Raw genomic sequence first — 22,916 nt, 5'->3', positions numbered from 1 at the left:
TTATCGAGTGATGTCGCTTTTCTAATAGACTAGGGGATTATAAGTTCAGCCATCAATGTCTAGCTCCCAAGTCCTGACCTAGTGAAAAAAAGATAAATTTGCCCCATTGCGCGCTTCGCTGCTCGCTAACGCATATCATTCGACTAACCCGCTGAAGCGTGAAGTCTCCTGACAATTCAGGGTCAAATTTCCTATTTTTTCATAGGCCAAGGCGGACTTGTCCGCTTTTCTAATTATTTGTCTATAAACTCACGGGCTATATTGCTGTTATATTTTGAAAAGCTTGCTTTAATATCTTGGGTTGTTTTTTGTTGGGAAGATTGATTAGTTACTTCCACGACTAAATGAAAATCAGTGATTCGTTTGTCAGCCTTATCCACGACAACGTTTGCAGAGTAGTGGGTATCTGACAATGGGAATTGTTGCAGAATATTGGCTAATTCGGTCTGGATGTCAGCATCAACACCACTATAAGAAATCGTATAGCTGTTGTCGTCTAAACTAATGGTTCCTTTTTCTTCAAATAATTGTGTCATTTCTACAAAACGATCGTAAGGAATGACCTCAATACTTGTAAAAAAGGCGCCAACGGTTGCGGCAGCTTCCCATTCGCCGTTATCAACTTGCTGATAAGCCACTTGGGCGTTATCATAGATCCTTTTTTTAGATGGGGTTGAAGACGATCCTTTTGTAATTCTTGACCCATAAGCGATCGCTTCATCAGGGAAAACGGTCGATTCAGTTACTGCATAATTTAGTTTTGTTTCAGCGACACCAATCTGATTAATGGTGTCAGTTTGATTGGTCACTGCAATAATTTGATGGTAATTCTCAATATTATTGGAAATAGTCAACGGATCAGTCGGGAGATGGTCGCTAGCTGAAACTTGCTGACAAGCAGATAAAATGACCGCCGTTGGAAATACGAATGAACATAAACGTTTGTAATTCAATTGACTTGCCCTCACTTTTCAACATCATTGTTTTCATTCTACATAAGAAGACAATAATTTGAAAGGGGTTTTAGAAAACTTTTGAAATTGATAAACTTCTGTAACAAAAAAACAATGCTAGGGGATACCCAGCATCGTTTCATCCTATCTATTCAAAACCAAAGTATTCTTTTTCAAATGTTTTAGTGGAGCGTGTTGTATCGAAGTGACGGACTAATTTTTCGATTTGTTGGCGATTATTGCGGAATTTAGGTGGTAAAGCAAGTGTTTCACCTAAGATTTCGTACGATTCTTCATCGTCAATAAAGCCAGGCTCATCTGTTGCGAATTCAAACAGAATACCGTTAGCGATAACCGCGTATAGTGATTCGAAGTAGAAGCGGTCTACATAGCCAGATGTGCGGAAGTTAAAGCTGTGCATCCGTTCAATCCATTCTTCTAAATGTTGACGGTCTTCCACTCTAAATGCCATATGGTGAACGCCGCCAAACCCTTGTCCAGCTTGTGGCAGCATAGTGTTATGTTCCACTAACATAGCAGCGCCATTTCCACCTTCGCCAGTTTCAAACAAGTGTAATGAACCATCTGTAGCAGTTTCTCTAAAGCCTAGAACATTTTCAAGAACTTGTTTGTAGAAATCAAAGTCAGCGATACGAACGTGTACACGTCCTAGACCAGTAATACCAAATTCTGTTGGTACGGGACCGTTTTGCCATGCTGTACCAGATGCGACACCAGTGTCTTTTTCATCTGAAATTAACTGGTAAAGTTGTTCGTCAAAATCTTGAAAATCAAGCACTTTACGGCCAAATTGCTCGTAAATACCTGAGTGTTTGATGGCGTAGTGGTCGAAGCGTTTTATCCAATAATCTAAGGCGCGATCATTTGGCACACGTAGTCCTGAACGGAAAATTTCGTTTGTTCCGCGTTGGGCTTTTTGAATACCTGGGAAGTCAAAGAAGGTAATATCTGTTCCTGGATTTCCGCGGTCATCAGCAAAGAATAGGTGGTAAGTTTGGATATCATCTTGGTTAATCGTCTTTTTAACTAAACGCATACCGAGAATAGTTGTAAAAAAGTCATAGTTTTTTTCTGCACTACTCGTAATAGCAGTGATGTGGTGGATACCGATTAATGGTTTCATAAATAAAAAATCTCCTCTCAAATTAGCGGCTGTCAAATACTTCTAATTCGTAACAAATAAATTATATCTCGAATTCGAAGTAAATGCAAGTAAAAGGAAAAAATAATTCGTTGATGTATAATAAGGTATCTCATTAAATTTTCAAAAAACGAAAAATCACCTTTATCAAAGAGGAGAGTGGCACGATGCTTGAAAATGGAATTATGATGCAGTATTTTGAATGGGAATTACCGAATGATGGGCAATTATGGAAAAAACTAAAAGAAGATACTCCGCACTTAAAAGAAATTGGGGTGAGTGCAGTCTGGCTACCACCTGCCTATAAAGGAACGGAACAAAAGGATGTCGGTTATGGTGTGTATGATTTATACGACCTAGGTGAATTTGACCAAAAAGGGACTGTTCGCACAAAATACGGTACGAAAGAGGAGTACTTGGCAGCTATTGAAACGCTTCATGAACATAATATCTCTGTCTATGCAGACGTTGTTTTAAACCACAAAGCTGCTGCTGATGAGGCAGAGCGCTTCTATGCAGCTGAGGTCAATCCAGATAACCGTCAAGAAAAACTAACAGATTTTTATGAAATCGAAGGCTGGACTAAATTTACCTTCCCTGGACGAGGAAAGACTTATTCTGATTTCCAATGGCATTGGGAACATTTTACAGGGACAGACTTTAATAAAGAAAATGAGAAGGAAGCCATCTATCTTATTAAAGGCTTGAACAAAGGTTGGAGCGATAACGGCTTAGTTGATGATGAATTTGGTAACTATGACTATTTGATGTACGCTGATATTGATTTTCAAAATCCAGCAGTTGTTGAAGAGATTAAACGTTGGGCGCACTGGTATATTGAGGAAACAGGCGTAGATGGTTTCCGTTTAGATGCTATTAAACACATTAATCGTAACTTCATTAAAGAATTAGTGGCAGACATTCGAGGGAACGGCCGTCCTGATTTCTTTGTCGTTGGTGAGTATTGGAAGAATGACTACGGGACGATTCAAGATTATTTAGAAGCAACGGAATTTTCAATTGACTTGTTTGATGTGACCTTGCATTACAATCTTCACCAAGCGTCAAAGGCGGGTGCTGATTATGACTTGCGGCAGATTTTTAAGGATGCCTTAATTAACAAGGATCCGGTCAATGCTGTTACATTCGTCGATAATCATGATTCACAGCCGGGTCAATCCTTAGAATCCTACGTAGAGCCATGGTTTAAACTATTAGCCTATGCCATTATTTTACTGAGACGTGAGGGCTTCCCATGCTTATTCTATGGGGATTATTATGGCATCGGTGGTGAAAATCCGATTGAACCTTTTACAGATAGCTTGAATAAATTACTTTATTTAAGAAGTAACCATGCTTACGGTGAACAACAGGATTATTTTGACGATGCTAACTATGTCGGTTGGACACGTATGGGAGATGAGGAGCACCCTTATGGTATGGCCGTCGTCATTGCAAATAAAGACCAAGACGGAGTTAAGGAGATGCATGTTGGCGAACAATATGCCGGCGAAACATTCGCTGATTATCTTGGACATCTGGAGGATAAGATTGTGATTGATGAAAATGGGTGTGGTCAATTCCCCGTAGCAGGTAATTCTGTTTCAGTTTGGGTAAAGGATGCCGTCACACCAGAAGAAGCTTATAACGAAGAGATTATTTAAAGCAAAGAAAGAAGCCCAAGAACGAGTCTTGGGCTTCTTTCAGGTGGAGGATGGTATATAGTAAGAAAATAGAGATAATAAATTAAGGAATAGTGATTACTTCTTCAGTATCTGCATCGAAGAAATGAATCTTATTCATGTTGAAGGCAAGTTCTATAACAGAACCTGGCTCATGGTAGTCACGTGCATCTACACGAGAGATAAACTCTGTGTCGCCCACTTTACTGTATAGCATTGTTTCAGCACCAAGTAATTCTGATACAGAAACTTCTGCTTTAACAGTGGAACCTGGGTTTGCGTCGATTACTACTTGTTCACTTTGAATGTCTTCTGGACGAATACCAAATACAACTTTTTTGTTGTTGTATCCTTTTTGTTCGAGTACTTTCCATTTACCTTCAGGAAGTTTCAGGTTTAATCCTTTTCCATCTGAAATGACACCATCTTTCAATGTAACATTGAAGAAGTTCATTGCAGGGGATCCGATGAATCCAGCTACGAATAAGTTCACTGGTGTATCATAAACTTCTTTTGGACTACCAATTTGTTGAATGAATCCGTCTTTCATGATAACAATACGGTCAGCCATGGTCATCGCTTCTGTTTGGTCATGGGTAACATAAATAGTTGTTGTATTTAAGCGGCGGTGTAATTTTGCAATTTCAGCACGCATCGCTACACGTAGTTTTGCATCCAAGTTTGATAAAGGCTCATCCATTAAGAAGACTTTTGCATCACGAACGATTGCACGTCCTAAAGCAACACGTTGACGTTGTCCACCGGATAAAGCAGCTGGTTTACGGTCTAAGTATTCACGTAATCCTAAGATGTCTGCAGCATTTTCAACACGTTCTTTGATTTCTTCTTTTTTGTATTTACGAAGTTTCAAACCAAATGCCATGTTATCGAATACAGTCATATGAGGATATAGCGCATAGTTTTGGAAAACCATTGCGATATCGCGGTCTTTAGGAGCCACGTCGTTCATCACTGTTTCGCCAATCTTCAATTCACCTTCTGTAATATCTTCCAATCCAGCAATCATACGAAGTGTTGTTGATTTCCCACATCCAGATGGACCAACGAATACGATGAACTCGCGGTCTTGGATTTTTAAATTGAAATCAGTAACTGAATAGTTTTCAGCATTATCATATTTTTTGTATATGTTATTTAGTTCCATATTTACCATTATGAATTACCGTCCTTTTTGAATGTTTGTTTACAAGACCTATCTTAAATGAAAGCGTATCACATTGCTAAGTCAATCTGACTAAAAATGAAAGCGATTTTTTGTGCAAGATGACCAAAGACACTAAAATGGTCGAAGCGTCTATAAATTAAGAGAAAAACAAATAGTTTTTGAGGCTTTCTAGCGTCATTTACCTTATTATTTGTTATAATCTAATCAGTCTATGAAAATGACCATTGAAAGGAAGATTAAATGAGAAGCAGAGGATTTGAAATCGTAAGTAAATATGAAGGGGCAGGCATCAAATTGCCGAAGCGTGCGACATCGCATTCAGCTGGATACGATTTTGAAGCAGCTGCAGACACCGTGTTGCCATCCATTTGGAATACCTTCTTTAAGCATAATAAAAATGCTTCTCCCAAAGGCATTACACCTGTTTTAGTCCCAACCGGTATTAAAGCATATATGAAAGAAGACGAATATTTGCAACTGACTAACCGTTCAAGTAACCCGATTAAACATTTTCTTGTATTACCGAATGGTGTTGGTGTAGTCGATGCAGATTATTATAATAATGAATCGAACGAGGGCGAAATCTTTTTCCAACTCTTGAATTTCGGTTTAAAAGACAAGCTTATTAAAAAAGGTGACCGTATTGGACAAGGTATCTTCCTACCGTTCTTAAAGGCTGATCAAGACGAGCCAACCGATAAAACTCGAACAGGCGGATTTGGTTCATCTGACGACCAATAGGCTTAAATATGGTAAAATAACTATGAAAAAATAAAAAGAGGAGAGGGATAAATGGCTAAGAAACGCTCCATTAAATATGTTTGCCAAGCCTGTGGTTACGAATCTCCAAAATGGTTGGGTCGATGCCCTAACTGTGGTGGCTGGAACCAAATGGAAGAAGAAAAAGAAGCACTCGTTGCATCAGCTAATCATCAGCCGCGTGTGAATTTTACCGGACAAACAGCAGAAGCTGTGGCTATTCAAGATATTAAAGTTGAAGATATTCCGCGTATTCCAACAGATATGGAAGAAGTCAACCACGTTTTAGGTGGTGGAATTGTTCCAGGTTCCCTTATTCTAATCGGGGGTGATCCCGGAATTGGGAAATCAACCTTACTACTACAAGTTTCAGCTCAAATTAACAACAAAAACATCCCCGTTCTCTATGTGTCCGGTGAGGAAAGCTCAGGACAGATTAAAATGCGGGCAGAGCGTCTAGGTGTAAAGGGTGCTGATTTTTATATTTATCCAGAAACCGATGTGGACGCCATTAGCACGACTATTGAAAAGTTAAAACCAAGACTTGTTATTATTGACTCTATCCAAACGATGATAAAGGGCAGTAATGACAGTTCAGCAGGTAGTGTGTCACAAGTTCGTGAGGCAACGCAAGACTTTATGCGTATTGCCAAGACGAATAATATTGCTATTTTCATTGTTGGACACGTTACTAAAGAAGGAAATATTGCGGGACCAAGAATGCTGGAGCATATGGTGGATACAGTATTGTACTTTGAAGGTGATCGTCACCATACCTTCCGGATTTTAAGGGCAGTTAAGAACCGTTTCGGCTCAACTAATGAAATTGGTGTCTTTGAAATGAATGAAGGCGGCTTAAGAGAGGTGTCGAACCCTTCTGAAATGTTTCTTGAAGAACGCTTAGCAGGGGCTTCGGGATCAGCGATTGTTGCTTCTATGGAAGGAACGAGACCTATTTTAGCTGAGATTCAGTGTTTGATTACACCAACTGTTTTCGGAAATGCCCGTCGCACTGCGTCAGGCTTAGATCATAACCGAGTATCCTTGATTTTAGCTGTTTTGGAAAAACGAGCGGGACTTCTGCTTCAAAACCAAGATGCCTATTTCAAATCAACGGGTGGGGTTAGATTGGATGAACCAGCCATTGATTTGGCATTAGCCGTTAGTGTGGCATCTAGTTATTATGATACAGATACGTCAGCTACTGAATGTTTTGTTGGCGAGATTGGTTTGACTGGTGAAATTAGACGAGTTAACCGCATTGAACAACGGGTTAACGAAGCTGTTAAACTGGGCTTTAATAAGATCTATATCCCTAAAAATAATTTTGCTGGTTGGAAACATCCAGAAGGTATTACGATTGTAGGGGTAGCATCTGTTCAAGAAACGCTGAGAAAGGTATTTCCAAATCGAAATTAGAAAGGAGGAATAACGTGAAGAAGAAAATTATTTCAATCATATTTTTAATTGTAGGGGGCAGTATTGGTTTAAGTATCATGCCTTACCTATGGGAATTAGCGACTATTGAAAAGATATTTTTAAACAATCAATTCGTCAACTTTGGAATTGGCGCACTTATATTCTTTTTACTTTCTTTATTAATGACGAATGCTATTCTAGATCTCTTCAAGAAAATAGAGAATTACTTCAGTAAGCAGTCTGCTAGCTTCTTGCTATTTGGTGCTTTAGGGATTATTATCGGTCTTATTTTAGCTTGGTTGGTGAGTATCCCACTCGCTGCTTTTAATATTTCTTTCATTAGTAATGTTTTGCCATCTATTTTATCGATTGTATTCGCCTATCTTGGTTTTTACGTGGGAACAACGCGGATTGAAGATTTTCGTAAATTATTTGTGCCTAAAAAGCGTCCGGATGAGGGTGTTTTACTAGAGAGAAAAGCTGATAGTGACTTCCGTAAATACAAAATCCTTGATACAAGTGTTATTATAGATGGACGTATTTATGAGATTGCGAAGACAGGCTTCTTGGAAGGTATATTGGTAATTCCAAACTTTGTGCTTCGTGAGTTGCAGTACATTGCTGACTCATCTGACAGCTTAAAACGTGTCAGAGGTCGCCGTGGTCTAGATATTTTAAACAGCCTTCAAAAAGAAGAAGTGATGCCAGTTGAGAGTTATGACGGTGAGTTTGAAGAAATTGCTGAAGTAGACAGTAAGCTGATTCGTTTAGCTAAGTTAATCGATGGTGTTATTGTAACCAATGACTACAATCTAAATAAAGTAAGTGAGTTTCAAAATGTTCCTGTTTTAAATATTAATGAATTGGCTAATGCCGTTAAACCAGTTGTGATTCCAGGTGAAAACATGACGGTAACCATTGTTAAAGCCGGAACAGAACGTCATCAAGGGGTTGCTTACCTCGATGACGGCACGATGATTGTTGTCGAAGACGGTCAACACTATATGAATAAAACCATTAGTGTTGTTGTAACCAGTGCCCTTCAAACAGCAGCGGGTCGCATGATTTTTGCGAAACCTGCTCATTCACAAAAAGGTCTAAAATAAAATTGATTTTTAAAGCAAATAAAGGAGAGTAAACCCATGTCTAAAAAAATTCGCGTTCGTTATGCACCAAGCCCTACAGGCCATTTACATATCGGTAATGCACGAACAGCCCTATTTAACTACTTATTCGCTCGTCACAATGATGGAGAGTTCATTATTCGTATTGAGGATACTGACTTAAAACGTAATATTGAGCGTGGTGAAGAAAGCCAGTTAGAAAACTTAGAGTGGTTAGGTATGGATTGGGATGAAGGTCCAGACAAACCAGGTGAATACGGTCCTTACCGCCAATCAGAACGTAAAGATATTTACGATTCTTACATTGATCAACTCTTACTCGCTAACCGCGCTTATAAGTGCTACTGTACAGAAGATGAGTTAGAAGAAGAAAGAGAAGCGCAACGTGCTCGTGGCGAAATGCCACATTATGCAGGTCGTTGTGCTCACTTAACAGCTGCTGAACAGCAAGAAAAAGAATCTCAAGGAATTACACCGGTTATTCGTTTCCGAGTACCAAAAGATAACACTTACTCATTTAATGACATTGTTAAAGGTGAAATCAACTTTGAAGCAAGCAGTGTCGGTGGCGACTTCATTATCCGTAAACGTGATGGTTTCCCAACTTACAACTTTGCCGTTGTTGTGGATGACCATTTGATGGCGATTAGCCATATATTACGTGGCGATGACCATATCGCTAACACACCAAAACAAATGATGATTTATGAAGCGTTTGGTTGGGAAGTACCTGAATTTGGTCATATGACATTAATCATTAACAGTGAAACGGGTAAAAAACTAAGTAAACGTGATGAGTCAATTCTACAATTCATCAGCCAATACCGTGATTTAGGTTACTTGCCAGAAGCGATGTTTAACTTTATTACATTACTAGGCTGGTCACCAGTCGGAGAAGATGAAATCTTTGGCCGTGAAGAATTAATTAAGATTTTCGATCCAGCTCGTTTGAGTAAATCACCAGCTGCTTTCGATTCTAAGAAATTGGAATGGGTTAACAACCAATACATGAAAGTAACAGACCTTGATGACGTGACACCACTTGCCTTAGAGCACTTGGTTGCTGCAGGACGTGTTGAAGCAGATGCTTCTGCTGAACGTAAGGAATGGGTTAAGAAACTTGTATCGCTCTACCATGAGCAAATGAGTTATGCAGCTGAAATCGTAGACCTATCAGAGCTATTCTTCTCTGAAACATTGGAATTCGATGAAGCAGAAAAAGAAGTCTTGAGCGGTGAAACGGTTCCTGTTGTCTTAGAAACGTTTAAAGCATTATTACCAACAGTAGAACCGTTTGAAGAAGCTGGTATTAAAGCAGCCATTAAACAAGTTCAAAAAGATACTGGTGTGAAGGGTAAAAACTTATTTATGCCAATCCGTATCGCGATTAGTGGCGAAATGCATGGACCAGAATTAGGTCAAACGATTGAAGTTCTCGGTAGAGAAAAGAGCTTGAACCATTTAGAACAAGCACTAAATTTAATTAAAAAATAAACATGATTAATAGTAACAGAATGCGGGCTCTTTCCTCAGACTAGAAGGGGTCCGCTTCTGTTAAGGTTAAACAGAAAGGAGCGACGGATGATTAAAATATACAATACGCTAAGTCGAGAAAAAGAAGCATTTCAGCCTATAGAAACAGGAAAGGTGAAGATGTATGTCTGCGGTCCGACTGTTTACAATTATATTCACATTGGTAACTCACGCAGCACAGTAGCCTTTGATACGGTACGTCGTTATTTTGAATACCGCGGTTATGAGGTTGAGTATGTTTCTAACTTTACAGACGTTGACGATAAAATCATCCGGGCTGCAAAAGAGATGAAGATAACACCGGCGGAAGTAGCCGATACCTTTATCAAGGCGTTTGAAGAAGATACCCAAGCATTAGGTGTTAAAACCGCCACTTTGCATCCTCGCGTTATGGATAATATCCCTGATATTATTTCATTTATTGATGTATTGGTTGAAAAAGGCTATGCCTATGCCGTTGATGGCGATGTCTATTACCGGACAGAAAAGTTTGAACGATATGGTAAATTGAGTGATCAATCCATCAAAGATCTAAAAATTGGCGCAAGTGAGCGTTTAGAAGACGAAGAAACTAAGAAAAAAGAAAATCCAATTGATTTTGCCTTGTGGAAATCCGCTAAAGCGGATGAGATTTCTTGGGACTCACCATGGGGTAAAGGTCGTCCGGGCTGGCATATTGAGTGCTCGGTGATGGCAACTAAATACTTGGGGGATACTATTGATATTCATGGGGGCGGACATGACTTAACCTTCCCTCACCATGAAAATGAAATTGCCCAAAGTGAAGCCAAAACAGGCAAAACATTCGCTAATTATTGGATGCACAATGGCTTTGTGACATTGGGTGATGATGGCGAGAAAATGAGTAAGTCGCTAGGGAACTTTATTTTAGTTCATGATATTTTGAAAGAATTAGACCCACAAATCTTACGCTTTTTACTAGCAACGTCTCACTACCGCCGTCCGATTAAATTTGGTGATAAGGCAGTCGAAGAAGCTCGTATTAATTTTGAAAAAATTAAACATGCTTACTCAAACGCTAGCTACCGTTTAAATGATGCTGTTGAATCGGCAGAGGATGACCAAGCTATAGTGGCAAACTTTACAGCTTTAGAAGCTAAGTTTGTTCAGGAAATGGATGACGACTTCCAAGCGGATAATGCCATGTCGGTTATTTACCTTTATGCTAAAGAAATGAACCTTTATACAGAGCGTTCAATTGTTTCTGAAGCGGTTCTGAAGCAAGCGATGGCATTGTTGGCAAATATGATGGCTGTCTTTGGTATTACGTTTGAAGAAGAGGGCATGCTAGATGATGACATTCAAGCACTGATTGATGAGCGTACACAAGCCCGCCTTGACCGTAATTTCGGACGTAGTGATGACATTCGTGATTACTTAAAAGAGCAAGGGATTATCTTGGATGATACGCCGCAAGGAACGAGATGGAGACGAGCATGACAGATAAGCAATGGGATTTACTAAATGGCCTAGCACTAGCTTATATAGGGGATTCTGCCTATGAAGTATTTATTCGCCAACACTTACTTGAAAAAGGGTGGACTAAGCCGAATGATTTACATAAACGCGCAACCCATTATGTATCTGCTAAGGCTCAGGCTGCACTAATGCATAAAATGTTAGAACTAGATGGCTTCCTAACTGAAGACGAAGCGGTTATTTACAAAAGAGGTCGTAATGCTAAGAGTCATACGATTGCTAAAAATGCAGATGTGACTACTTACCGGATTTCAACAGGCTTCGAGGCTGTTATGGGTTATTTGCATATGACAAACCAAAATGATCGGCTAAAGGAACTTGTCGATTGGTGTATTAAAGAAGTTGAGGATGAAAAATAATGAGCAAACAAAATAGAAAACCAAACCGCCAACGACCTGATAAGGATCAAAAGCGTCGCCCGCGCCCAAATCGTGCGGCACAGGCTGATAAAAAAGATGAGCGTGTTGAACAACAGAGCGAGGATTTCGTTGTTGGTAAACATGCTGTTCTCGAAACCTTAAAATCAGATCGTGATATTAACAAGTTGTTTTTACAAGAGGGTATCGGTGGCGATAAAATTGGAGAAATTTTAGAGCTAGCTAAAGAGCGACGTATTCAAATCCAAACCGTTCCTAAAAGTAAATTGGATTTACTATCAGATAACGGTGTTCATCAAGGGATTATGCTAGCAACAGCAGCTTATCAGTATGCGACGATGGATGACTTATTCGCTATTGCTGCTAAAAAGGAAGAAGATCCTTTCTTCTTAATTTTAGATGGCATTGAAGATCCACATAATTTGGGATCCATTTTACGAACAGCTGATGCAAGTGGTTGCCACGGTATCATTATTCCTAAACGTCGCGCAGTAGGATTAACCGGAACGGTTGCTAAAACATCGACAGGTGCCATTGAACATGTGCCGGTTGTCCGCGTTACCAACCTAAGCCAAACGGTTGCAGACTTAAAGGAACGCGGTGTTTGGGTGTTTGCTACCGACATGAAGGGCCAAGCATACCAACAATGGGATGCGACACTACCGCTAGCTCTTATCATTGGTAATGAAGGAAAAGGTGTTTCACGTCTTCTAAAAGATGCCGCAGATGACTTGCTAACGATTCCGATGACTGGACACGTTCAAAGTCTAAATGCTTCTGTAGCAGCAGGCTTAATGATGTATGAAGTGTTCCGAAAACGACACTTATCTTAAAAAAGAAAAGAGGTGAGATCATGAAGAAGAAGGACATCTTAGTTGTGGATGGGTACAACATGATTGGGGCATGGCCTGAGTTGGTAAATTTAAAAAATCGTGATCTCATCGAAGAGGCGAGAGATCGTCTTCTTCAAATTCTTTCAAACTACCAAGAGTTTGAAGGACGAGAAGTTTGGGTTGTGTTTGATGCCCAGTTTGTACCAGGTATTACGAAAGAGTATACCAAGTATCGGGTAAAAGTTGTCTTCACTGCACAAGGTGAGACAGCGGATACCTATATTGAAGGCATGGTAGACAAGCTAAAAACGGTTCTGTCTGAAGTGACAGTTGCAACCAGTGACTTAGCCGAACAGCAGCTCGTCTTCGCAAGAGGCGCTAACCGCATGTCTGCCAATGACCTTGCTAAGGAAATTAAACGCTCCAAGCAAGCCATTCAACAAGAAAGCCGGCACTTCAAAACCACATCCCAGCGCAAGCGCGGATCACTGTCAGAAGACCAGTTGGATTTGTTGAAGGATTTGAGGGAGCAGTTGACAAACAAATAAAGCCATATTAAATCTGGGGGGACTTTAATAATGCTAAAAGAAGAATTAGTGCGCAATAATGATAACGCTTTCCAAATGGAAGAGGCGATTCAGCTAATGAAGGAAGGGGATATGTCTTCTTATGAGGATGTCTTCAACTGTTTCACTCCGCTCGTCCATTATTTTTCAAAAAAGTACAAAATAAAAGATTTTGATGCAGATGATATTTTTCAAGAAGCAAGAATCATTCTCTTACATTGCATCAAAGAATATGATGGCAGACGAGGGCTTAATTTTCCTGGTTTCTACAAATTGATGCTGAGAAATCGTATTTACAGTTTAATTAGGCGTGAGCAAGCACTGAAAAGAAAAAATGAATATAATGATATCTCTTATTCACAAAGGCCAGATGATCAGTTGCTAGATTTTTGTGTAGATGAAGCGCGTCAAATCGAATACGAAGGACTAGAGGATATTATTCATGTCAGAGAAGTGTCGAGTGGTTACTTCGAGACATTATCTGTATTTGAACAAGAGGTCTTCCGTTACTTTATTAAAGGGGATAGTTATGAGGCTATAGCTGCTAAAACGGCTAAGTCTCCAAAGCAAGTTAAGCATGCCTACGATCGATGCTTACAAAAGTTAAAAGTGATTCTCTGGTAATTCTATAATAGTCAAAAATATGCTAAACTAAGGAAAGAATTCAATTACATTAGGAAGATCAGGTCTGATAATGAATAAAAATAAACGATTAATATATATTTCCTTGTTAGCAGCACAAGGCGTTGTGATTACGCTACTTGAGCGTTCCATTCCCTTTCCATTTGCCTTTGCGCCGGGAGCTAAATTAGGTTTGGCTAATATGGTCACTATTCTAGCCTTGTTTACCTTGCCTTATAAAGACAGTTTTAAAGTGGTTTGGATGCGGTTAATTATTTCTACCTTTTTAGGTGGAACTTTATCGACTTTTATGTATAGTTTTTCGGGTGCGTTTTTAAGTTATTTTGGTATGATTGCGGTTCGACGATTGGGACCAAAACGGGTTAGTTTAATTGGTGTGAGTGCGACGGGTGGGATTTTACATAATGTGGGGCAGTTGATTGTTGCATCCACTATCGCCCAATCTTTCAGTGTCATGCTTTATTTACCAGTTTTAGCGTTTACGGGTATTTTTTCTGGTATTGCGGTAGGTATTGCAGCTAATTATTTAATGGAGCATGTGGTTACTATCCAGAACTTTCAACGTCAAGAAGCGGAAAATGACCGTTTAACGAGAGCATGGTATCAGGCGAATTATACAAAAGAATATCAGCAATTAGAGTGAAAAGAGTAGGTCGAATAACGACCTGCTCTTTTTTTGCGATAAAACAGCCAAATAAAAAGATAATAGAATAAACATAGCCAGTCAAGCAAACGGTACCAATTAAAAAGTCTTAATAATCAAGTTTTCATTCAAATTTACATGGACATCTTTTCACAAGTATTCTATAATATTGGGGTGAGTTGATAAATAGTAAGTGAACTCTAGTTTGTTAAAAAATATACAGGCTCGAAAGGGCTAGGCACTTATTTTATTTTAGGAATTATAAAGGAGAGCATACAATGGCTAAAACAAATATTGTTGTGATTGGCGCTGGATTTGCTGGGGTAGCAGCAACGAAGAAACTTGCTAAACACTTTAAAAAGAATGACGATGTTTTAATCACGTTAATTGACCGTCACTCTTATCAAACATATATGACAGAACTTCACGAAGTAGCAGCGGGACGTGTTGAGCCCGACGCAATTCAGTATGACTTAAATCGTTTATTTAATCGCAATAGAAATGTCGACATCGTGACAGACGAAGTGACCCATGTTGATCATGCAACAAAAGTTGTGACAACAGCGAAAACAACCTTTAACTACGACCACTTAATCGTAGCAATGGGTGGAGAGCCAAATACATTTAACATTCCTGGTGTAGCTGAACACGGCTTCACTTTATGGTCATGGGAAGATGCTAACACTATCCGTCGTCATATTAAAGATACGGTAGAAGCAGCAGCAATTGAACATGATAAAGAAAAACGTCAAGCAATGCTAACGATGGTTGTTTCAGGTGCTGGATTTACTGGTGTTGAAATGATTGGTGACTTGATGGAATGGAAAGACCGCTTGGCAAAAGACAACAAACTTGACCCAGCCGAATTTAACTTCCATTTAGTTGAAGCAGCGCCAAACATTCTAGCGATGGTAACGGAGAAAGAAGCATCTAAAGCAGAACGTTACTTAGCTAAAAATGGCGTAAATATCATCAAAGGTAACGGTGTTGCTAAAGTTGATCCAGATGCAATTGAGTTAACAGATGGCACAGTTATTCCAACTCATACACTGATTTGGACAGCAGGTGTTAAAGCGAACTCTGATGCTGAAAATTATGGCATTGAATCGGCACGCGCAGGACGTTTAGTTGCTAATAAATACATGGAAGCTCAAGGTGTTGAGGATGTTTACTTGGCAGGGGATATCGTTTACTACGAAGAACCAGACAAAGACAACCGCCCTGTTCCTCAAATTGTTCAGAGTGCTGAACAAACAGGACACACAGCAGCAGCTAACATTATTGCTAAAATCGAAGGTAAAGAAAAGACAGAACATAAAGGAAACTACCAAGGTTTCATGATTTCAATTGGTTCACGCTACGGTGTTGCTTACTTGATGGATAAAATCCATTTGAGCGGTTTCTTAGCGATGGCAGTTAAACATTTAATTAACTTGGTTTACTTCCTAACAATTGGTTCATTGTTCTACTTTGTTAAATATATCCATCACGAATTCTTCCATATTAGAGATGGCCGTAGTATTTTCCGTAAACACTTATCTCGTTATGGTAATGTATTGTGGAATTTACCACTACGTGTATTCTATGGTAGTATGTGGCTTTTTGAAGGGGTCAAGAAAATGTTTGGTCTATTCGGCTCAACATCTTGGTTTGGTAATGAGGTTGTCCTACCCTTCTCATGGTTGCAAGACCCAACCTCTGGTGCATCTGAAACAGTTGAAGAAGTTTCTAAAGCAGTCTTTGGATTAAACTATGTTTACGGTGAAGAACCAATGATGGTATTGAAAGAAATGCCAGGTTGGTTTGCTAAGATCATGGAATTCATGATTCCAAACGTGGAAGTTGCTCTATTCTTCCAAAAATTCATGACACTTGTTGAAATTGCAATTGGTTTAGCGATTATTTTTGGCTTGTTTACATGGTTAGCAAATGCTGCTACAGTAGCGCTTGTTGTATCATTCTGCTTGTCAGGTATGTTCTACTGGGTAAATATGTGGTTCGTGCCAGTCGCAATCTCATTGATGAACGGATCAGGTCGTGCGTTCGGTCTAGATTATTATGTGATTCCATGGATTTCCAATAAGCTTGGTAAATGGTGGTATGGTGACATTAAGTCAATTTACGAGCCAGGCGAAGCTAAATAAGAAGCAAAAATAAAACCAACGGAGGTTAAGGTAGGGAAACTTGCCTTAATCTCTGTTTTTGTTTATCTTTAAGGAAGAAATATGAAAGTGGTCTCAGATGGAGGCGGGGATAGAAGATGAAATATATAAAGATGATACGTCGAGGGGACGTTATTATTGTTGTCGTGTTGATGATCGCCTCTTTTTTACCATTAGGTGTCTTTAGTTATCGTCAGGCTACGGCTGATGAAGCAACGATACAAGCTGTGGTAAAGGTAGATGGTGAGGTTGTAAAAGTTTTTGATTTAGTTGATGATGGTGAAACAGAAATATTCCATTATCACGATGATCATGGACACGAAAATACGATTGTTCGCAACGGGGCATCCGTTGAGATGATAGAAGCCAATTGTGGCGACCAAGTGTGTGTGCGTATGAATGCTGTCGATGCTGTTGGTGAAACGATTCTTTGTTTGCCACACCGATTATTAGTAGAAGTAACATCAGACGAACCGGTCGATCAACCGGAAGATAGCCTAGATGTCCTTTCAGACAGCCGGCATGTAACAGGGAGGGAAAGTTAATGATGAACGTCCATCCAATGTGGAATGAATACCCAGCCCTGCGTGATGAATTAGCAGCCACTCTATCTCTGATTGAACAACATTTAACGATTAATAATAGAGATGTTCAAGATAAAATAAAAGAAATGCTTGCTTCAGGAGGTAAATTACTCCGACCGGCCTACACGCTACTGTTTTCCCAATTCGCTACTGATCGTAATGTGGAGAAGTCACGAGCATTAGCAGCGGCTGTGGAAGTGTTGCATATGGCAACGCTTATTCATGACGATGTGATTGATGAATCGGCAACGCGTCGCGGGCAAGATACTTTGAATACAGCTTATAGTAATCGAGTTGCTGTTTACACAGGAGACTATTTATTTACGGTTTGTTTTGGTCTCCTGCAAGATTATGTGACAGATTCGAACGAAGTACCCTTAAATACGAAAGGTATGGAAACCATTTTAATTGGCGAATTGAATCAAATGTCTCGTAAGTATGCCGTTAATATGCGGATGCGGGATTACCTGAGTCAAGTCAAAGGGAAAACGGCTCAGCTGTTTGCCCTAAGTTGTTACTCTGGTGCCTATCAGGCTAATGATCGAATTGCTAGGCAAGCTTATCAAATTGGTAGTAACATCGGAATGGCCTTTCAAATTATGGATGATATTTTAGATTATTCCGAGACGGGTGCTGTGATTGGCAAACCTGCCATGCAAGATGTTCGCAATGGTATCTACACGGCACCGCTCTTATATGCGATGCAAACCCATAAAAAAGAAATTGAACCTTATCTCTTAAAAGGAGCAGCCATTTCCGATTCTGAAGTGCAAGAAGTGTTAGAGTTGGTTAAGGAAGCTGGAGGGATTGAGAAAGCTAGAACATTAGCTGAAAAGTACACCAATAAAGCATTAAAACAAATTAATCAATTGCCAGAAAACCAAGTAAAAATTACTATATCGCGCATTAGTGAACAAATGCTTGCCAGAAAATTTTAGAAAAACAGCTAAAGATAAAGGGTTTACATCTTTTTAAGTTAAAGAAAGATAAAAATATGAGAAAAAAGAATGCTTTTTTTTCTCATATTAATTACATTTTGTTTGCAATAGGTTACATACGGTGGTAATATTACGATGTAATGAATTTGTGAAGTTTTTGGCAGGTGGGCCGAGTTCTTTGCAGAAAAAATAAAAAGGTGGTATATGACATGGCTTTAAATAAAAAATTTTCAGCATTAACATTAACATTCGCTTCTACATTGCTTTTAGCAGCATGTGGCGGTAACGATACAGACACAACTGAAGCATCATCAGAAGCAGTAAGTTCAGAAGTAGCTAGCTCAGAAGCAGCAACTGGTTTACAAGACGGTACTTACACATTAGTTGAAAAGAACTTTGATGAGAATGGTTGGAAAGTTAACTTCACAATTGAAGTTGCTAACGGCAAAATCACAACTTCAGACTTCGACTATGTTAATGAAGCTGGTGAAAGAAAATCTGAAAATGATGACTACCAAGCAATGATGTCTGCTAAAACTGAAACTGGTGTAGGTCCACAAGATTTTATTCCAGAATTAAACGGACAATTAGTTGAAACACAAGATCCTTCTTCAGTGGAAGTTGTATCTGGTGCAACAAGTTCTTCAGAAGGCTTCGTTAAATATGCAGAAGAATTAGTAGCTGCTGCTGAAGCTGGAAACACAGACACAATCGAAATCGATAACTAAGAAACAATAGCGGAAAGAGGGCTGGGACATGTGTCCAGCTCTCTTTTTTTATAGACTAGGGGATTATAAGTTCAGCCATCAATGTCTAGCTCCCAAGTCCTGACCGAGTGAAAAAAAGATAAATTTACCCCATTGCGCACTTCGCTGCTCGCTAACGCATATCATTCGACTAACCCGCTGAAGCGTGAAGTCTCCTGACAATTCAGGGTCAAATTTCCTATTTTTTCATAGGCCAAGGCGGACTTGTCGGCTTTTCTTAGTGTTGCTGATTTTAGGGTATAACATGGTAAAATAGCGAGAGAAATATATAAGAGGTGGTTGAGATGAAAGAGTCCAAACGACTGTTAGGCGTTTTGGTTGTGATGTTGGGGCTTGTATTAGCGGGCTGTTCAAATGAAAAAGAAGTAGAACTGCGTAAGCAAGCGTATGAAGACACAGAATTTTTAATGGGGACCTATGTGTCATTGAGAATTTATAATGAAGGCAAAGAAGACGTTCTTGAGGACGGTTTTAATGTGGTACGCGAGTTGGCAGATAAGATTACCGGAGAAACGGTTGAATCTGATATTTCAAAAATCAATGCCGCGGCAGGTGACCATGCGGTAGTTGTATCAGAACCAGTTTATGAATTATTGAAGATTGCTGATAGCTATAGTGATGAGATGGATGGTCAGTTTAATTATGCTATTGGTTCGATTACTAACTTGTGGCGAATCGGCTTTGATGATGCTCGGAAACCGAGCCAAGAAGAGATTGACCAAGCTTTATTAGCTATTGATTTTACAGAAGTTACCTTTAACGATGAAGAGCAATCGGTCTACTTGCCTAATGAGGCGATGGCTCTCGATTTAGGTGCGATTGCTAAAGGATACATTGCAGACCAAGTTCGTGATTTGTTTGAAGAAGAAGGTATAACGAGCGCAATTATTGATTTAGACGGGAATGTCTTTGTTATGGGTGGTTCACCAAGTCGTGACGGCGAAGTTTGGCGTGTTGGTATTCAAGACCCATTAGGTGTTCGCGGGTCGAGTGTTGGCTCCACTGTCCAATCGGATCGCTCAATTGTGACGTCAGGTATTTATGAGCGTTATTTAGAGGTTGACGGTCAGCTCTACCATCATTTAATGGATCCGAAAACAGGTTATCCCTTTGACAATGAAATCGCAGGCGTTTCTATTATTTCGGAAGACTCTGTTGATGGAGATACCTTGTCGACCCTTGTGTTTGGTTTAGGAGTTGAGGCAGGCTTGGATTATATTAATAGCCGTGATGATGTGGATGCTGTCTTTATTACGAAGGATAATAAAGTCTATTTATCAGAAGGTATTAAGAATAATTTTGAACTGACAAATCAATCATACACATTGGTAGAGGAGTAGAGTAAATATGTTAACCATGCCCGTTTTTTTAGAACTCGTTGAAATTAAGACGAAGCTTGCGAGTTTATTTCCCTTTTTATTAGGTACTTTGTTTTCAGCGTATTATTTTTCGTCTTTTGACGGCTGGAACACCCTTTTGTTTTTTGTAGCGATGATTATTTTTGATATGGCAACGACAGCTATTAACAACACCATGGATTATGTCAAAGCTAAGAATACGGAATACCGTGACGGTGAGAACATTCTAGGTCGAGCAGGTATTTCAGTCGAAAAGGCAACGCGTCTCATCGTGACCATGGTGATGGTGGCAGCTGCTATGGGGATTGTCTTAACTTACCGAACAAATAGTTTGTTGTTAGTTATTGGAGCAATTTGCTTTTTAATTGGTATCTTGTATACCTTTGGTCCGTTTCCGATTTCCCGTATGCCGCTTGGTGAAGTGCTGTCTGGCTTGACCATGGGCTTTGGTATTTTCTTTATTGCAGTTTTTATTAATGTGCCGGGAAATGAACTGATGACGTTGGTGATTGATTGGCCCGCTTTTCGTTTAGAGGGACATTTGTTGAATGTTTTAATTGTCTTTCTAAATGCTTTGCCGCTTGTCTTTACGATTGCTAATATCATGCTTGCTAATAACACCTGTGATTTTGAAACGGATGTGAGTAATCACCGCTATACGCTAGTCTACTATATAGGTAAACCACTTGCGTTGAAGTTATATGGCTTGTTGTACTATGGTGTTTTTGCGGCGGTCATCTTAGCCGTAGTGTTGAGGGTGACGACCATATGGATGCTGCTTGTTGTTTTGTTATTCCCGCTTGTTCAAAAAAATATTAAAACTTTCCAAGCTAATCCGGATAAAGCAACGACATTTGCGATTGCAATTAAGAATCTTGTTCTGATTCATGGGGTTCAAATTGTAGCCCTAGTGTTAGCTTTAGTATTCTCATAATTTGAAAAAGTCGATTGACAAGAAAGCTCGATAGCTCTACTATAAAGGGGTATATCTATTTTTAGTTAACGGATTTAATAAAGAGTAATAATTGAAGAGAGGTGAGCGACGATGGTTCAAAGAAATACTGCGCTAGCTTGTACTGTATGTGGTTCGAGAAATTATACCATTACACCTACTGAAAAAAGTCGCACGAGACGTTTAGAAGTTAAAAAGTTCTGTAGATATTGTGGTAAACACACGTTACACAAAGAAACGAAGTAATTTTTAATAAGAGGAGTGGGACAGACGGTGAAATTTCTAAAGAGTGTTAAGGACGAAATGAAATTAGTAACTTGGCCAACAGGAAAAGAATTAACGCAATACACAAGTACAGTTGTTGTGACCGTTCTTTTATTCGCTGTATTTTTTGCAGTAGTTGATTTTGGGATTAGTGAATTGTTAGGATTACTTTTAAACTAATTTTTACTGCCCATCAGTGAGTGCATATGGTAAAATAATGCTTGTTTTGCTATAATGTGGTCGATAAAGAAAACCTTTCTTAGAAGAAAGGTTTTTTATTATACGGTAAATAACTTGAGACAAATAATAGGAGAGAAGTGAAAAAGGATGGAAACAATCGAAAATGAAAAAAGTTGGTATGTTCTACATACTTACTCTGGTTACGAAAACAAAGTTAAAATGAACCTTGAGTCACGTGCACAAAGCATGAATATGGAAGATTATATTTTCCGCGTTGTTGTTCCTGAAGAGGAAGAAATTGAAATGAAAGACGGCGAAGAAAAGAAAAAAACCCATAAAACATTCCCTGGTTATGTATTAGTGGAAATGATTATGTCAGATGAATCTTGGTACGTGGTTCGTAATACACCAGGTGTAACAGGTTTTGTTGGCTCTCACGGAGCAGGAAGTAAACCAGCACCATTACTACCAGATGAAATTGAATGGATTCTGAAACGTATGGGTATGAGTACACGTATTCACAATATGACATTTGAAAAAGGCGAGAGCGTGACAATCACTGAAGGAGCCTTCAATAACTTGTCAGGTACAGTTGAAGAAGTGGATGCAGAAAAAGGTAAGTTGAAAGTTCTCATCGAAATGTTCGGTCGTGAAACAATCGCAGAACTCGATTACGATCAAGTTGATAAGATTTAAAAAGCGGATTTTCCGCTTTTTTTATAAATGCTATTGCATTACTGAAAATGACCTGTTATAATCTATCAGTGCGTTTAGGCGCATTGTAAGTGTGGGAGGGGAAATCTTAACCCCATTAAACCACATCACGAACAATCAAGGAGGTATGTATCGTGGCTAAAAAAGTTATGAAATTAGTTAAGTTGCAAATTCCTGCAGGTAAAGCATCTCCTGCTCCACCGGTAGGTCCTGCGTTAGGTCAAGCTGGCGTTAACATTATGGGATTCTGTAAAGAATTCAACGCTCGCACTCAAGAACAAGCAGGTTTAATTATTCCAGTTGTAATCACTGTGTTTGAAGACCGTTCATTCACTTTCATTACAAAAACTCCTCCAGCTCCAGTTTTACTTAAAAAAGCTGCTGGATTGGACAAAGCATCTGGAGAACCAAACAAAAACAAAGTTGGCTCTGTAACTCGTGATCAAGTAAAAGAAATTGCTGAAACAAAAATGCAAGATTTAAATGCAGCAGATATAGAAGCTGCTATGCGTATGGTCGAAGGTACTGCTCGCTCAATGGGTATTACTGTTCAAGACTAATAATCAGGCAGCTTCTCATGCAGCTTGTTACTTCGTTAAGAAGGATTCAGGTTGCAAG

General features: G+C 39.3%; 24 protein-coding genes. 21 read left to right on the top strand and 3 right to left on the bottom strand.

The genetic code is table 11. From position 1 onward, the window contains the following. Window positions 1-233: 233 nt before the first annotated feature. Window positions 234-953, bottom strand: coding sequence for a hypothetical protein (locus G7057_RS05035; RefSeq protein ID WP_166161805.1), 720 nt, complete (start codon window positions 951-953; stop codon window positions 234-236). Between the two features lie 148 nt (window positions 954-1,101). Beyond that, window positions 1,102-2,097: a VOC family protein gene (locus G7057_RS05030; RefSeq protein ID WP_166161803.1), complete on the bottom strand. Its 996-nt coding sequence runs from the start codon at window positions 2,095-2,097 to the stop codon at window positions 1,102-1,104. A 185-nt stretch (window positions 2,098-2,282) separates the two neighbouring features. Between G7057_RS05030 and G7057_RS05025 the strand changes: the two genes are divergently transcribed. Continuing rightward, window positions 2,283-3,779: an alpha-amylase gene (locus tag G7057_RS05025; RefSeq protein ID WP_166161801.1), complete on the top strand. Its 1,497-nt coding sequence runs from the start codon at window positions 2,283-2,285 to the stop codon at window positions 3,777-3,779. 82 nt (window positions 3,780-3,861) lie between these two features. Here G7057_RS05025 and G7057_RS05020 read toward each other — a convergent pair whose 3' ends face one another. Next, the gene (locus G7057_RS05020) at window positions 3,862-4,971 is read right to left on the bottom strand and encodes an ABC transporter ATP-binding protein (protein ID WP_076767970.1); all 1,110 of its coding nucleotides are present in this window, start codon (window positions 4,969-4,971) and stop codon (window positions 3,862-3,864) included. A 252-nt stretch (window positions 4,972-5,223) separates the two neighbouring features. Here G7057_RS05020 and G7057_RS05015 point away from each other — a divergent pair, with 252 nt between their 5' ends. The 20 genes from G7057_RS05015 (at window position 5,224) to rplK (ending at window position 22,858) form a co-directional block, all read left to right on the top strand. Continuing rightward, on the top strand, window positions 5,224-5,724 hold the full coding sequence (locus G7057_RS05015; protein ID WP_166161799.1) for a dCTP deaminase/dUTPase family protein: 501 nt from the start codon (window positions 5,224-5,226) through the stop codon (window positions 5,722-5,724). A gap of 51 nt (window positions 5,725-5,775) precedes the next feature. Beyond that, the gene (radA, locus tag G7057_RS05010) at window positions 5,776-7,161 is read left to right on the top strand and encodes a DNA repair protein RadA (RefSeq protein ID WP_076767974.1); all 1,386 of its coding nucleotides are present in this window, start codon (window positions 5,776-5,778) and stop codon (window positions 7,159-7,161) included. A gap of 14 nt (window positions 7,162-7,175) precedes the next feature. Continuing rightward, entirely contained in the window at window positions 7,176-8,267 is a 1,092-nt protein-coding gene (locus G7057_RS05005) for a PIN/TRAM domain-containing protein (protein ID WP_166161797.1), read from the top strand. A gap of 36 nt (window positions 8,268-8,303) precedes the next feature. After that, on the top strand, window positions 8,304-9,779 hold the full coding sequence (gene gltX / locus G7057_RS05000) for a glutamate--tRNA ligase (RefSeq protein ID WP_166161795.1): 1,476 nt from the start codon (window positions 8,304-8,306) through the stop codon (window positions 9,777-9,779). A gap of 87 nt (window positions 9,780-9,866) precedes the next feature. Next, on the top strand, window positions 9,867-11,279 hold the full coding sequence (gene cysS, locus G7057_RS04995) for a cysteine--tRNA ligase (RefSeq protein ID WP_166161793.1): 1,413 nt from the start codon (window positions 9,867-9,869) through the stop codon (window positions 11,277-11,279). Beyond that, on the top strand, window positions 11,276-11,677 hold the full coding sequence (locus G7057_RS04990) for a Mini-ribonuclease 3 (protein ID WP_166161791.1): 402 nt from the start codon (window positions 11,276-11,278) through the stop codon (window positions 11,675-11,677). Before cysS ends, G7057_RS04990 begins: the two co-directional genes overlap by 4 nt. Further along, on the top strand, window positions 11,677-12,528 hold the full coding sequence (gene rlmB, locus G7057_RS04985; RefSeq protein ID WP_166161789.1) for a 23S rRNA (guanosine(2251)-2'-O)-methyltransferase RlmB: 852 nt from the start codon (window positions 11,677-11,679) through the stop codon (window positions 12,526-12,528). The genes G7057_RS04990 and rlmB overlap by 1 nt, the downstream gene beginning before the upstream one ends. 20 nt (window positions 12,529-12,548) lie before the next feature. Further along, complete coding sequence (locus G7057_RS04980) at window positions 12,549-13,076, top strand: NYN domain-containing protein (protein WP_166161787.1); 528 nt, start codon at window positions 12,549-12,551, stop codon at window positions 13,074-13,076. A 30-nt stretch (window positions 13,077-13,106) separates the two neighbouring features. After that, window positions 13,107-13,718 carry an RNA polymerase sigma factor gene (locus G7057_RS04975; RefSeq protein ID WP_166161785.1) on the top strand — a complete coding sequence of 204 codons (612 nt, stop codon included), beginning with the start codon at window positions 13,107-13,109 and terminating at the stop codon, window positions 13,716-13,718. 70 nt (window positions 13,719-13,788) lie between these two features. Continuing rightward, complete coding sequence (locus G7057_RS04970) at window positions 13,789-14,379, top strand: Gx transporter family protein (protein ID WP_076767994.1); 591 nt, start codon at window positions 13,789-13,791, stop codon at window positions 14,377-14,379. Window positions 14,380-14,657: 278 nt separating this feature from the next. Beyond that, complete coding sequence (locus G7057_RS04965; protein WP_166161783.1) at window positions 14,658-16,523, top strand: FAD-dependent oxidoreductase; 1,866 nt, start codon at window positions 14,658-14,660, stop codon at window positions 16,521-16,523. A 116-nt stretch (window positions 16,524-16,639) separates the two neighbouring features. Next, window positions 16,640-17,086 carry a NusG domain II-containing protein gene (locus tag G7057_RS04960; RefSeq protein WP_076767998.1) on the top strand — a complete coding sequence of 149 codons (447 nt, stop codon included), beginning with the start codon at window positions 16,640-16,642 and terminating at the stop codon, window positions 17,084-17,086. After that, the gene (locus tag G7057_RS04955; protein WP_227004665.1) at window positions 17,086-18,063 is read left to right on the top strand and encodes a polyprenyl synthetase family protein; all 978 of its coding nucleotides are present in this window, start codon (window positions 17,086-17,088) and stop codon (window positions 18,061-18,063) included. Before G7057_RS04960 ends, G7057_RS04955 begins: the two co-directional genes overlap by 1 nt. A gap of 209 nt (window positions 18,064-18,272) precedes the next feature. Beyond that, window positions 18,273-18,791: an FMN-binding protein gene (locus tag G7057_RS04950; RefSeq protein ID WP_166161781.1), complete on the top strand. Its 519-nt coding sequence runs from the start codon at window positions 18,273-18,275 to the stop codon at window positions 18,789-18,791. A 323-nt stretch (window positions 18,792-19,114) separates the two neighbouring features. Continuing rightward, complete coding sequence (locus G7057_RS04945; protein ID WP_166161779.1) at window positions 19,115-20,170, top strand: FAD:protein FMN transferase; 1,056 nt, start codon at window positions 19,115-19,117, stop codon at window positions 20,168-20,170. A gap of 7 nt (window positions 20,171-20,177) precedes the next feature. Beyond that, entirely contained in the window at window positions 20,178-21,122 is a 945-nt protein-coding gene (gene menA, locus G7057_RS04940; protein WP_166161777.1) for a 1,4-dihydroxy-2-naphthoate polyprenyltransferase, read from the top strand. Between the two features lie 111 nt (window positions 21,123-21,233). Further along, the gene (rpmG, locus tag G7057_RS04935) at window positions 21,234-21,386 is read left to right on the top strand and encodes a 50S ribosomal protein L33 (RefSeq protein ID WP_076768006.1); all 153 of its coding nucleotides are present in this window, start codon (window positions 21,234-21,236) and stop codon (window positions 21,384-21,386) included. Between the two features lie 27 nt (window positions 21,387-21,413). Next, window positions 21,414-21,584, top strand: coding sequence for a preprotein translocase subunit SecE (secE, locus tag G7057_RS04930; protein WP_227004664.1), 171 nt, complete (start codon window positions 21,414-21,416; stop codon window positions 21,582-21,584). A 147-nt stretch (window positions 21,585-21,731) separates the two neighbouring features. Further along, on the top strand, window positions 21,732-22,280 hold the full coding sequence (gene nusG / locus G7057_RS04925) for a transcription termination/antitermination protein NusG (RefSeq protein WP_166161773.1): 549 nt from the start codon (window positions 21,732-21,734) through the stop codon (window positions 22,278-22,280). A gap of 152 nt (window positions 22,281-22,432) precedes the next feature. Further along, entirely contained in the window at window positions 22,433-22,858 is a 426-nt protein-coding gene (rplK, locus tag G7057_RS04920) for a 50S ribosomal protein L11 (RefSeq protein WP_156892225.1), read from the top strand. The last annotated feature ends 58 nt before the right edge of the window (window positions 22,859-22,916 follow it).

It is taken from the genome of Jeotgalibaca arthritidis (assembly GCF_011100465.1).
Classification (GTDB): Bacteria; Bacillota; Bacilli; order Lactobacillales; family Aerococcaceae; genus Jeotgalibaca; species Jeotgalibaca arthritidis.
Note: the sequence above shows the minus strand (reverse complement) of the source record. Positions and strands in the feature narration are given on the sequence as shown.